Annotated in this window: 10 protein-coding genes; 9 read left to right on the top strand and 1 reads right to left on the bottom strand. The window is 73.4% G+C overall.

Annotation, left to right across the window (positions count from 1 at the left end):
* Positions 1-78 precede the first annotated feature (78 nt).
* From QN157_12805 to QN157_12780, 6 genes are all read left to right on the top strand, one after another.
* Complete coding sequence (locus QN157_12805; protein ID MDR7556471.1) at positions 79-1,167, top strand: glycosyltransferase family 2 protein; 1,089 nt, start codon at positions 79-81, stop codon at positions 1,165-1,167.
* Between the two features lie 265 nt (positions 1,168-1,432).
* Positions 1,433-2,413: a MoxR family ATPase gene (locus QN157_12800; protein ID MDR7556470.1), complete on the top strand. Its 981-nt coding sequence runs from the start codon at positions 1,433-1,435 to the stop codon at positions 2,411-2,413.
* Positions 2,414-2,460: 47 nt separating this feature from the next.
* Positions 2,461-3,558, top strand: coding sequence for a DUF58 domain-containing protein (locus QN157_12795; protein MDR7556469.1), 1,098 nt, complete (start codon positions 2,461-2,463; stop codon positions 3,556-3,558).
* Positions 3,555-5,702: a transglutaminaseTgpA domain-containing protein gene (locus QN157_12790; protein ID MDR7556468.1), complete on the top strand. Its 2,148-nt coding sequence runs from the start codon at positions 3,555-3,557 to the stop codon at positions 5,700-5,702. The genes QN157_12795 and QN157_12790 overlap by 4 nt, the downstream gene beginning before the upstream one ends.
* On the top strand, positions 5,693-7,048 hold the full coding sequence (locus QN157_12785; GenBank protein MDR7556467.1) for a phospholipid carrier-dependent glycosyltransferase: 1,356 nt from the start codon (positions 5,693-5,695) through the stop codon (positions 7,046-7,048). Before QN157_12790 ends, QN157_12785 begins: the two co-directional genes overlap by 10 nt.
* 5 nt (positions 7,049-7,053) lie before the next feature.
* Positions 7,054-7,764 (top strand): glycosyltransferase family 2 protein, encoded by a 711-nt coding sequence (locus QN157_12780; GenBank protein ID MDR7556466.1) that lies wholly within the window; start codon positions 7,054-7,056, stop codon positions 7,762-7,764.
* On the opposite strand, the gene QN157_12775 is transcribed toward QN157_12780, so the two are convergent.
* Positions 7,682-8,959 (bottom strand): hypothetical protein, encoded by a 1,278-nt coding sequence (locus QN157_12775; GenBank protein ID MDR7556465.1) that lies wholly within the window; start codon positions 8,957-8,959, stop codon positions 7,682-7,684. The two genes, QN157_12780 and QN157_12775, sit on opposite strands and share 83 nt — an antisense overlap.
* Positions 8,960-9,516: 557 nt before the next feature.
* Here QN157_12775 and QN157_12770 point away from each other — a divergent pair.
* Genes QN157_12770 through QN157_12760 form a run of 3 tightly spaced genes read left to right on the top strand, consistent with a single transcriptional unit; the run spans position 9,517 to position 12,559 of the window.
* Positions 9,517-10,005 (top strand): prepilin-type N-terminal cleavage/methylation domain-containing protein, encoded by a 489-nt coding sequence (locus QN157_12770; protein MDR7556464.1) that lies wholly within the window; start codon positions 9,517-9,519, stop codon positions 10,003-10,005.
* 29 nt (positions 10,006-10,034) lie between these two features.
* Positions 10,035-12,032 carry a hypothetical protein gene (locus QN157_12765; GenBank protein ID MDR7556463.1) on the top strand — a complete coding sequence of 666 codons (1,998 nt, stop codon included), beginning with the start codon at positions 10,035-10,037 and terminating at the stop codon, positions 12,030-12,032.
* A complete protein-coding gene (locus QN157_12760; GenBank protein ID MDR7556462.1) occupies positions 12,029-12,559 on the top strand; it encodes a hypothetical protein in 531 nt (176 codons plus the stop codon). Before QN157_12765 ends, QN157_12760 begins: the two co-directional genes overlap by 4 nt.
* The last annotated feature ends 18 nt before the right edge of the window (positions 12,560-12,577 follow it).

Genomic DNA, 12,577 nt, shown 5'->3' with positions numbered 1-12,577 from the left:
ACGCGGCGGGTCTGCGCGGGATTGTCGCCTGGGCGGTGAGGTGTTAGCCTGTCGCCGGAGGTGGGTGCCCGCAGACCCATGCTGCCGACGCTCTCCGTCGTCATCCCCACGCGCAACGAGCGCGACGCAATTCCACGCCTGCTGGGCGCCGTCCGGGCCGCGCTGGACGGTCTCGACTACGAGTTGGTCTTCGTCGATGACAGCATCGACGGCACCGATGCCGTCCTGGCCGATGCGGCCCAGGACGACGAGCGCGTGAAGGTCTACCATCGGCACGGGGCCTCGGGCCTGGCCAGCGCGGTCGTCGAGGGGATCGCGCGCAGTCGCGGCGAGACCATCGCCGTGCTCGATGCCGACCTGCAGCACCCGCCCGACCTCCTGCCCGTGATGCTGCGGCGCCTGCACGCCGAGCACGCCGACCTGGTGGTGGCCTCCCGTTACCTGCCGGGCGCGGGCATGCCGGGGTTGAGCAGGCCGCGCCGGATCGTGTCGCTGCTGACGCGCTTGCTGGCGCGGGTGCTGCTCCACGCCGCGCGCCGGAGCACCGACCCGCTGTCGGGGTTCTTCCTGGTGCGCCGGACGGTGGTGGACGGCGTGGCCCTCCGGCCCGTGGGCTTCAAGATTCTGTTGGAGATCCTAGTGCGCGGGCGCTACCGCCGGGTGGTCGAGGTGCCCTACACGTTTGGGCCGCGCACGGCCGGGCGGACGAAGGCGACTTTGCGCCAGGGGGCCGACTACTTGCGACACGTGGCCCTGCTGCTGGCCACGAGCCCCGGCGAGGGGCGCCTGTGGAAGTTCCTGCTGGTGGGCGCGAGCGGGGTGGGCGTCAACGTCGCCGTGTTCTGGCTGCTCACCCATCCCCTGGGGGTGCACTACTTCGCCGCTGGGCTGGTGGCAGGCGCGGTGTCGACGGGCACCAACTACCTGCTGAACAGCACGTTCACCTGGGCTGACCGGCCCGCCGGGGCGTGGAGCATCTTCCTGCAGCGCCTGGGCAAGTACTACGTGGCGACGTGGGCCGGGAACGCGGTCTACCTGGGCCTGCTGGCGGCGCTGACCCACCTGGGACTGGTGCCCATGGTCGCCAACCTGATCGCCGTGGGTGTCGGCGGCGGGCTCAACTACTTGATGCACAACGTGTGGACCTGGCGGCAGGCGCGGACGTAGCAAGTGCCGGGTCACCACAACCGGCGGGTAGGGTACCGGTCGCGGGTCGGGGCGGCAGGCACAGATGTCGCAACCGCCGGCGCCGCGGCGGACGGCGGGCGAGCCAGGCTAGGGTCAGACGGGGGATCCGCCAGAAGGCCGCGCGCGGAGCACGGCGGAGAACGAACAGCCGAGCGGAAGGCTGCGAAGAGCCGGCCAAGAGCTGTGGTACGATACCCCCGTGTCCGAGCCGGCGCCCCGATGGGCAGATACCCCAAGGGAACTTATGACCGACGCCCGCATCCGCGCCGACCTCGACCGTCTGCGCGCCAGCATCGGCCGTGTCATCCTGGGCAAGGACGAGGTCGTCGACCTGGTCCTGGTGGGGGTGCTGGCCCGTGGCCACGTGCTGCTGCGCGACGTGCCCGGCGTTGGCAAGACGATGCTGGCGCGCGCCCTGGCCCGGTCGATCGGCGGTGACTTCGCGCGCATTCAGTGCACGCCGGACCTGCTGCCGTCCGATATCCTCGGCACGACCGTCATCGATCCGCGCACGTACGAGCTGCGCTTCGTCCCCGGGCCCATCTTCGCCCACGTCGTGCTCGTCGACGAGCTGAACCGCACGAGCCCGCGCACCCAGGCGGCGTTCCTCGAGCCCATGGACGAAGGGCAGGTGACGGTCGACGGGCAGGCGCGCCGGCTGCCCGACCCGTTCTTCCTGATCGCCACCCTGAACCCCGCCGAGCACCACGGGACCTACCCGCTGCCGGAGGGGCAGCTCGACCGCTTCATGCTCGCCACGTCGTTGGGCTACCCGCCACGGGAGGCCGAGCGGGCCATGCTGGCCGGGCACGCTGCGCGCCATCCGATCGAGGACGTCGCGCCGGTGCTGACGCCGGCCGACGTGGTGCGCCTGCGCGAGGCGGCGGCGGCCGTCTACGTGAGCCCGGCGATCCACGAGTACGTCCTGCGGCTGGCCACCGCCACCCGTGAGCACGCAGCGGTCGCCCTGGGCGCCAGTCCCCGCGCGAGCCTGGCCCTGCTGCGGGCGGCCCAGGCGCGCGCGCTGTTGCGCGGCGCCACGTACGTGACGCCCGACGACGTCAAGGCCCTGGCGCTGCCGGTCCTGGCGCACCGCCTGCTGGTGCGGTCGCAAGGCCTGCCGGACGGCGTCGACGGGGCAGGCACCACCGCCGACGAGGTGGTGGCGCGGATCCTCCGCGACACGCCGGTGCCGGTCTTCGAGGCCCCCCGTGTCGACGCGTGAGCGGGGCGTGCGCGCCCTGCGCACCGACTGGCAGTGAGGGCGATCGCATGCCAACGCGGGAGGGGCTCGTGCTGCTGGCGATCGCCGCCGCGATCTTCCTGCTGGCCACCAACGTCATGTCGGGGCTGCTGTTCGTGCTGGACGCGGCCGTGCTCGGCGTGATCGTGGTGGGCACGGCGAGCGCGCTCGCCACCCCGCGTCGCGTGCGGGTGCGCCGGCAGGTGCCGGCCCGGGGTGTGGAGGGTACGCCGCTGTCGGTGACCCTCTCGGTGGAGGCCCGCCGGCTGGCGCGGCTGCTCGTCGTGGAGGACGGCTGGCCCGGCGGCCGGGTGGCCGCGGTTGTGCCCGCCGTGCTTCCAGGGCGCCCGGAGACGGTGGTGCTGGCTCCAGTGCCGACCCGCCGTGGCTGGCACCGGGTTGGGCCTGTCGAGGTCCGCTCGCGGGGCGCGTTGGGCGTGTTCCTGGCGCGGCGGCGGCTCGGCGAGGCGGCCGACGTGCTCGTGTGGCCGGCGCTGCGCCCGGTCGCCCCCGCCGCGGTCCGGCGACTCGCCCCGGTCTTCGAGGCGGCGGTTGCGACGCGCCGCACACGTCATCCCGAGGACCTCTACGGTGTGCGCGACTACCGGCCGGGCGACGCCCTCACCCGCGTGCACTGGCCCTCATCGGCGCGGCGTGGCGCGCTGGTGGTCCGCGAGTTCGAGCAGCCCGAGGCACCCGGACTGGCCATCGTGCTCGACCTCGACGCTCGCCAGCCGGCGGTGGCCCTCGACCCGGCGGTGCGCGCCGCGGCGTCGCTGTACCGCCTGGCGCGGGACCGCCGTGTGGACGTAGTCCTGATGGCGTGGACCACCGGCCCCGTAGTGCTGCGGCAGTGGGAGGATGCCATGGACTGGCTCGCCTGTACCGCGCCCAGCGGGCCGCCGCTCGCGCAGGCGCTGGCGCGGCTGCGCGCGGCGACGGACCGGCACCTGGTGGTGGTGGCGCTGACCGACGAGGTGGCCGGGTGGCCTGAGGGGTGCACGCTGGTGGCACCAGCCAACGCGGCGCACGCGGCGATCCGGGCCGGGCCCGCGCACGGCGCGCTCACGGGATGGCCCCTGACGGGCCGGCTGACCTACGCCGCCGATGGCGCGGTGCTCGGATGAGTCGCTGGCGTGCGACGGTCGGCAACGCGCCGCCCGAGGCGGCCGTGCCGCTGCGCCTGTGGACGCTGGCCGCGGTGCTGGTCAGCGTGCTGGCCCTCACCGCGCACGAGGAGTTCGCGGACCTCCGGGTGCTGACCCCGGCGTTGATCGCGACAGGCTACCTGTTCTCGTACTGGCGACGCGGCCGGCGCAATTGGTGGGTCAAGGTTGGGCTGGCCCTCCTGTGCCTGGAGGTCGCGCGGGAGTTCGTGCGGGACGTGCTGGTCGACCCGCTGCAGACCACCGTCCCGCTCACGGTCTTCCTGCTGTGGCTGCAGGTGCTGCACTCGTTCGACGTGCCCGCGCGGCGCGACCTGCTCTTCAGCCTGCTCTCGTCGGTCATCCTCATGGCGGTGGCGGCCGTATTCGCGCTGGACGTGCGCTACCTGGGCTACCTGGCGGCCTACCTGGCCGCCGCCGTGCCTGCCCTCGTGCAGCACGCGTGGGACACGACGCGCACGGGCACAGAGGGGGCGGCGGGCGTGCATGCGCCGGCGGGACGGCCGCGCGAGGTGTGGCCCATGGCCGCGGGGACGCTGCTGACGGTCGTGGCGGCCACCGGGGTGCTCTTCGTGGTCATGCCCCGGTTCGAGGGGATGCACCTCACCGCGCTCCCGTTCTCGCCCCGCATGCAGTGGCTGACCTCGCACGGCGGACGGATCGTCAACCCTGCGTACCCCGACGCGCGCGACGACGGCGCCGAGGTGCCGCGGTGGAACGCCCGCGGCTACTTCGGGTTCAGCCCGGCGGTCGACCTGCGGGTGCGCGGCCGGCTGGACGACCGTCTCGTCATGCGCGTGCGGGCGACGCACGCGTTCAACTGGCGCGGCCTGGTCTTCGACACCTACACGGGGTGGGGCTGGCGCGCCAGCGACCCGCAGGTGACCGAAGTGCGGATTGGCTTCCCGCCGGCCCGCTTGGTCTACCGTGGGGACGAGGTGCTGAGCTACGGCGCGCGACCCGTGGAGGTCATCCAGACCTTCTTCCTGGAGGCCGAGCAGCCGAACGTGCTCTTCGCGGCCGCCCTGGCCGAGCGCCTGTGGACGCCCGCCGGGCACGTCTACCTGGATCGCTACGGCGCCATCCGGCTGCCCGGCCCGCTGCGGCCCGGCGCGGTGTATTCGGTGGTGTCGCGGGCGATGGTCCCCGATCCCGGGCGGCTGCGGGCCGCCGAGGGCACGGTCCCGGCGTTCATCACGGCGCGCTACCTGCAACTGCCGCCCCTGCCCGACCGCGTGCACGCCCTGGCCCGCCGGCTCACCGACGGCGCGCCCACGCGCTACGACCGTGTGATGGCCGTCAACCGGTACCTCTGGCACCACTACGTCTACGATCTGACGATCCCCCCGCAGCGCCGGCCCGGCGATGCGGTAGACTACTTCCTGTTCGAGGAACGGCGCGGGTACTGCGAGCAGTTTGCCAGCGCCATGGTGGTGTTGCTGCGGGCTGCGGGCATCCCGGCGCGGCTGGTGACGGGCTACACGCCGGGGGCGCTCAATCCCGTGACGGGGCTCCTGGAAGTGCGCAACAGCGACGCACACGCGTGGGTGGAGGTGTACTTCCCCAGGATCGGCTGGGTGGAGTTCGAGCCGACGCCGGGCTTTCCCGACACTGCGGCGCTCGGGGACGCGGCGGTGCCGCGGTGGCTCTGGCAGGGCCTGAGCGCCCGGATGGGCGCGCGCCTGGCCGCGCTTGGCCTGCGGTGGCCGTGGCGCGCGGGCTGGGCCCCGTGGGGCGCGCTGGGGGGGCCGGGGCTCCTGTGGGTGGTGGTGGCGGCGGTCGCAGGGCTGGGCAGCGTGCTCGTCTGGAAGACCGCGCTGCGTCCACGGCGACGGCCGACCCGGGGCGAGCTGCGGGCGCTCTACGAGACCTGCTGTAGCCTGCTGGCCCGTTACGGGGTGGCGCGCGGGCAGAGCGAGACGCTGGCCGAGTACCGTGCGCGGGCCGTTGCGGCGACCGGGGCGCCGGAGGTCGACCGACTGCTGGCGATGGTGGAGGCGGTGGCATACGGCGGCGCGTCGTTGGACGGTGCCGCGCTGGCCGCCGCGCGGCGCGACCTGGAGCGGCTGCGCCGGAGGCTGCCGTGGTGGAGGCGATGGCGTTAGGACCGCCGCGTGCGGTCGCGGGGCGCCGGGATCTGCTCGTGTGGGCGATGGTGGCGGCGGCTGTCGTCGCGGCTGCCGCCAGGCTGTGGGGCCTGGGCGAGCCTGCTGGCATGATCTTCGACGAGGTCTACTACGTGCCGGCAGCCAGGCAGGTGCTGGCGGGCCAGGAGGTCACCGAGGAGCGCACGCACCCGCCGCTGTCGAAGTTGATCATCGCCGCGTCGATTCGCCTGGCCGGCGACCGGCCAGCAGGGTGGCGGCTGGCGAGCGCGGTGGCAGGCGTGCTGCTGGTGGCGGTGGTGTACGCGTTCGCCCGCGCCGTCGACGCCGATCCGTTCGTGGCCGCCGCAAGCGCCCTCCTGACCGCGCTGGACGGGCTGGTGTTCGTGGAGAGCCGCATCGCCAAGCCCGACGTGTTCCTGGCGCTGTTCGTGGTGACCGCGTACTGGGCGTTCTGGCGGTACCTGCAGGCTGGCGTACGAAAGGTGGGCCGGGAGGGCATGGTCCCGGGCGACACCGACGCCGCGGTCGCCGCGGCGTCGGCAACCCCGCGGGGGGCAGGCGCATGTGCCCGTGCACCGCGAGCGGGCGGCCGCGTCTGGTTGTACGCTGCGGGCATCGCCGCAGGCTGTGCGATGGCCACCAAGTGGACCGCCGTGCCGCCCCTGCTGGGGCTTGCCGTGCTGGTCGCCCTCGTCCGAGGCCGCGCGGTGCTGGCCGCCGTCCGCGCCGATGCGTGGGCGCTCGTCGTCGCGTTGGGCCTCGTGCCGGCCGGCATCTACCTGCTGACCTACGTACCGTACCTGCGGGTCGGGCACACGCTCGGCGACGTGCTGGCAGTGCAGCGCTGGATGCTGGCGTTCCATGTGGGCCTGACGCAGGGACATCCCTACCAGTCGGCCTGGTGGTCGTGGCCGTTGCTCCTGCGACCCATCTGGTACGACTACCGCGAGGTGGCGCCCGAGCTGGCGCGCGGCGTCCTCGCCATCGGGAATCCGGTGGTGTGGTGGGCGGGGCTCCCGGCCCTCCTCGCGGCGGCGGTCGCGGCCGCTCGGCGGAGCGTTCCCGACGCTGCTGTCCTGGTGGGCTTCGCCTGCGCCTGGGGGCAGTACGCGTTCATCCCGCGCGTGCTGTTCCTCTACCACTTCCTCCTGGCGGTGCCGTTCCTGGTCGTCGCGGTCGCACGGGGGTTGCGCCGTGTGCGCGCGGCTGCGGGCGACGGCCCGGTGCTGGTGTACCTGGCGCTGGCCGCAGGATGGCTGGCGGCGTTCGTCCCCCTGCTCACCGGCCAGCCGATCACGGTGCCGCACTTCCGGCGCCTCATGTGGTTCGGCACGTGGATCTAGAGGGCGTGAGCGTCGTCCTGCCGGCGTTCAACGAGGCCGGCAACCTGGAGGCGACCGTGCGCGAGCTCGTGCCGGTGGTGGCGGCTGCCGCCGCCGACTTCGAGGTCCTCGTCGTCGACGACGGTAGCACCGACGCCACCGCAAGCGTAGCTGCGCGGCTGGCCGCCGAGCTGCCGGTACGGGTGCTGCGCCACGACCGCAACCGCGGGTACGGCGCGGCGCTGCGCACGGGCTTCGAGGCGGCGCGCAAGCCGTGGATCCTCTTGCTGGACGCCGACGGGCAGTTCGCGCCGGCGGAGCTCGACCGGTTCGTCGCCCTGGCGCGCGACGCCGATCTGGTGGTGGGATACCGCGTGCGGCGGGCTGACCCGCGGCACCGGGGTGCCTTTGCCTCGGCGTGGACGTGGCTAATGCGCGTTCTGCTGGGCGTGCAGGTCCGGGACGTGGACTGCGCTTTCAAGCTCATGCGTACGGCCCTGGTGCAGTCGCTGGCGCTGGAGTCGATGGGTGCCTTCATCAGCGCTGAGCTGCTGGGGAAGGCGCGCCGGCGCGGCGCGCGGATCGTGGAGGTGCCGGTCTCACATCGGCCCCGCCGGCACGGCCGGCAAACGGGCGGCAGCCCGCGTGTGCTCCTCAGGGCGTTCTACGAGCTGGGGCGTCTGTGGTGGCGAGTGCGGCGGTTTCCCGCGAGCGCCGGCAGAGATCCCAGAGGATAGCGAGTCCCCAGGACAGCGCGAGCACGGCCGCGACGCCCAGCGCCCGGGTCACCGGTGCGGCGAACAGCGTCTGCTCGAGCCACACCGGCAGGCGCAGTGTCTGTAGATGGGGTCGTGTGTAGGCGTACAGCACGTTGAGCGCGAACAGGCCCGAGGCGCCACCGTACAGCGCCCAGAAGCGCCGGTCGCTGTACCCTGCGGCGGCGAGCACCGGCAGGGCCGGCAGCAGGTAACGCTCGTGGACGCGCGTGGGCAGCGCAAACGCCGCCAGCAGGGTCACGGCGGCCGCGGGCAGCAACGCTCGCTGCGGGTCAGCGCGCCAGGCCAGCGCCGCGACCACCGCGGCGGTCCCGCCACCGAGCACGAGCCCCCACACGACGACCGGCACCCCGGCCCAGCGTGCTGTGTCGGGGATCCAGAACCCCTGCACCGCACCCCACAGGTTGAACGCCATGACGCTGCCGTACGGGTACACCCGGGCCGCGTCCCGGAGCAGCGCTCCCAGGTCCGCCAGCGTCAGGCCGAACGGCCAGGCCAGCACTGCCACGATCGCCAGCGGCACGACGGCGGCCAGGGCCAGCCGGCGCCCGCGCACCACCGGCGCACGGGCCGCGCTCAGCGGTAGCACGGCCAGGGTGGCCGGCAGCAACGCGGGGGCCACCTGGGGTTTGGTCAGGGCGGCCACGCCCAGGAGCGCGGTGCTGGCGACGAGGGCCGGTGCGGGTCGGGCCAGGGCCCACAGCCCCGCGAGCATGAGCAACGCGCCCACGCTGTCGACCTGCCCCCACACTGCGCTCGTGAAGAGGACTCCGGGGTTGAAGAGGTAGGTCGCGGCCAGGCCCAGGCCGGCTGGGTGGCTGGCGCGCGCGCCGATGTGCAGCAGGAGCCACGCCGTGGCCAGGTCGGCCAGCACAGCAGGCAGTTTCAACGCCACCAGCCACGCGACGTCGTTGAACTGCAGGAGCGCATTGAGCTCCCCAACCAGCCACAGCACGTAGAGATACCCAGGGAGGTAGTCCGCGAACCCCGAGCCGTAGAAGGCCGCTGGCCCGCTTGCGGCCAGGGCGACCGCCCACGCTTTGAACGACGCGATGTCGGTCGGATAGCCGCCGGAGGGCAGCAGCACCGCGCGCAGCGCGAGGCCGGCCGCCGCGAGATTCCACCACTGCAGGGAGGTATAGCGTGTGTGCGCCATTTTGTTGCGGGGCCGGGCCGTCGCCGGCGCCGACCTCCGGGCTCCCTTGCTCGGCTGCGGTTCCGGCCGCTCCCCACGGTGACGGCACAGACCACAGCGTTGGGTGCTTCGCGGTGCCGTGGGGCCAGCCCCTGCACCCGCGCGCGGTGGGGAGAGGAGCAGCTGCACGGCCGCAGCGCTCACGGCAATGCCCTGCACCCACGCGCGGTGGGGAGACGACGAGCGGGACGCGCTTCGGCATCGGGACGACCACCCTGCACCCACACGCGGTGGGGAGACGGCAGTCGGCCTCCTGCCGTTGCGCCTCGACGCCCTGTCCCCCCGCGCGCCGTGAGGATACCGTCGGTGTCCGGCACCCCGACCCTGGCTGCGCCGCGTCCACCCCCCGGTACGCTGGGGGACCAACCGCCCACCCTCGCGGTCGGGTCGGCGGCGTTGAAGGCACCCCTGTACGCTGGATCACCAGCCACCCTCCCGGCCGCTGATCGTGGCCCTGCTGGCGGCACCCCTGTACGCTGGGGGATCAGCCATCGATGTTCCCTGGTGGAGGGAGGCAGATGACCGCCAACCGCAGGTCGCAGGTGGGGCTGACGCTGCTCGAGGTGCTCGTAGCCCTGGTAGTGTTCGCCGGGATGTCGGTGGCAGCCGCTCGCACGATGGGCCTGCTGCTCCGTGTGGCGGCTGACCAGGGACGTCGGACCACCGCGACCGCACTCGCCACGCAGAAGCTCGAGGAGGTGCGGGCCCGTCCAGAGGCGCAGCTGACGGAGATCGCGAGGCACCGCGGGTTCGACTGTTTGCAGGCCGAGGGCCCCAGCGTGGTGGTCGACCCGTACGCCGCCTACGGCTATACGGTGACGATCGCCGCCGTGCGGCTCGACCCGCCAGATGCTCAGCCGGCATGGATCGTCCCGGCCGCCTCCGTGGCCTGTCGGCCACCGCCCGGAGCCCACGGTGATCTCCTCCAGTGGATCAGCGTTGCGGTCACGTTCCGCGGAAGGCCGCTGGCGCAGGTGACGTCGGCAACGCTGCGAGGGATGCGGTGAGGGGCGGGCGGGCAGAGGACGGTGGCGCCGTGGAGGACACGAGTTGGCATGCTGCCGCGCCGGGGTCTGGTGCGCGGGGCGCTGCGCTCGTCGGGATCCTCGTGACCACAGTTGTGGTGTCGGTGGTCCTCGCCGCGCTCGTCGTTGCCACCATGGCGGACACCACCATGGCCAACGACTACCTGCGCGCGCAGCAGGCGCTCGCGGCGGCGGAGGCCGGCGCCTACCGGGCCCTGGCCGAACTGCGCCGCCGGGTGCGGGTCGACCTGCCAGACCGCGTGCGTGCGGAGGATCTGCCGGTGGTGGAGGCGATCTGCCGCGGGGCGGGCAGTGCGTCGGGGCCCACGCCGGTCGATCTCCTCGTGCGGTTCGCTGTGCCCGCTGACCGGCAGGCCACCGACTGGACACGTGTGGGCGGCACGGCCTACCTGTCCCTCGGCACCGCCGACCGGCCGATTCACCTACTCGAGGCGGTCTCGGGCGCCACTACAGCTGAGGTCTACGCGACCGTGGCGGTTCGGTGGTCGGGACGTCCGTCGACGTGCCAGGCGGCGGTGCCCGAGGGCGCGTTGGAGCGGTACGTCATGTGGTTCGACTACGCCGTCGTCGCCGTGGGACGCGCCGGCCGGGCGCGGCGTATCGTCTGCCTGCGCGGCGAAGGCGCCGACGGGTGCCCGCAGTGGTTTCCCCACGTCGCGCCCACCTGGCAGGGAAGCTACACGCGCACGGGCGGTGCGCTGGGCGGCTGGCCGGTGGTGGTGGCCGAGGTGCCGGTGGCATCGGCAGCGCTGCTGGTGCTCGGCGAGAGCCCGGCCTGGTTGCACACCGGGGCCCGCATCGACGGCCGCGTCCACGCCAACAGCGCGCTTGGAGTCGCCGGAACGCCGCAGTTCTCGGGTCCCGTGACGCAGGCGGCGCCGGCCATGCGCTTCTACGCCTGCGGGTGGCCGCGCACGCTGGAGATTCCCGATGACACCGCTGCGGAGACCCTGACGGTTCCGGGATGCGACGCACCCCGGTTCGGCGCCACTGTCCGTGGCAGCCGCCAGGGCGTGACAGCCGTCCCCGACCCGGCTACGCTCCCAGGAGCCACCAACCCTGCGCGGGCGGTGCTGGGGTTGTCGCCAGCCGACGGTCCCGACCCCACCGATCAGGAGATCAGGGCGTCCACCACCGACCTGCCCGACGACGGTACGCCGGTACCTCCGGGCGTCTACGTCGCCGACCAGTGCGCAACAGGCGCAGGATGCGGCGGCGTGTACGTGGCAGGCAGCGTGCGCCGAATGCAGCTGGCCGTCGAAGACGACATGCAGGTGATCTCCCTCGTGCTCGACGTCGCAGACGGTCGCGCGCCCGGCGAGGTCAGGGTGGTCGTGGACCCCCGTACGCGCGCGGTCACGGTGACCGAGCCGGGCCGGCCGCCCCGCGCCTATCCGGCGGGTACGTTCAACGGCCTCGTCTACGTGTCGGATGCCCTGGCGGCGCCCTACGACGCCGGAGGCGACGGCCTGCTCGACGACCCTGACGTCGGGCTCCGCGGGGTCGTGCATCCTGCGCTCCGCCTGACCCTTGCTGCGTCGGGCGACATTGCCATCGCCGACCACCTCGTCTACCAGGCAGTCTCAGGCGGCCAAGCGTCGGGAGGCCTGCTGGGGCTGTGGACACGGCGGGGCGACGTCGTCATCGCAGGCCCCCTGACCCCTCGTGATCTCTTCGTCGACGCGGTCATCCTGGCCCCCCAGGGACAGGTCCGGGTGGAGGGCTGGGATCGCCTCCCCGACAAGGGGACTGCCGCGGTCTTTGGGGCGGTCGTGCAGCGGACCCTGGGGCCCCTTGGCGGGTTCGACCCGCTCACAGGCTACGGTCGGGCTGTCACGTACGACCGTCGGCTGCGGATGGTAGCGCCGCCGTACTTCCCGCGAAGCCGGACCGTCGGCGTGACAGGAAGTTCCGACGGCGATCCCGCGTTTGCCGGGGGCGATCCGCTGTACCGTAGGCCGCACTGGGAGGAGTTGATGGGACGGTGATCGCGACGGGCTCGCCGGCCGTCTTGGCATCTGGCCTCCGGGGATTCGGGCTCGCCGAGGTGCTCGTGGTCCTGGCCCTTGGCGCGACGCTGGGCGGGGTCGCCCTTGGAGGCACGGCCGTGATCACGGGGCGCCGTCTTGCGGGAGCCACGCGCGTGCTGGCCGCCGACCTGCGCATGCTGGCCCACCGCGCCAGCGCCGAGCGGACGTGCTACCGGATCGTCTTCGACCCCCCGCGTGACGCCTATACCATCACGCGGTTCGCCGGCACGGTGGCTGGTGGGTCGCCCCACTGTGGTGCTGGCCCCTGGGAAGGGCCGGTGTTCACAGAGCCCGGGGCTGCCGGCGCCAGCCGGCGGCTGCCAGCGGGCGTAGACCTCCGGGACACGACCTTTCCGGCGCACACCGTGACGTTCAGCCCGCTTGGCAATCCGGGTGCCGGGACCGTGGTGCTCGGCGGGGCCCTGGGCGTCCGCCGCCGCGTGACGGTCGAGGTGCTGGGCTACGTGCGTCTATCCGGCCCCTAGTTGGGCATTTTGACTGGC

The sequence above is a fragment of the Armatimonadota bacterium genome, from assembly GCA_031459855.1.
GTDB classification, from domain to species: domain Bacteria; phylum Sysuimicrobiota; class Sysuimicrobiia; order Sysuimicrobiales; family Humicultoraceae; genus Fervidifonticultor; species Fervidifonticultor primus.
Note: the sequence above shows the minus strand (reverse complement) of the source record. Positions and strands in the feature narration are given on the sequence as shown.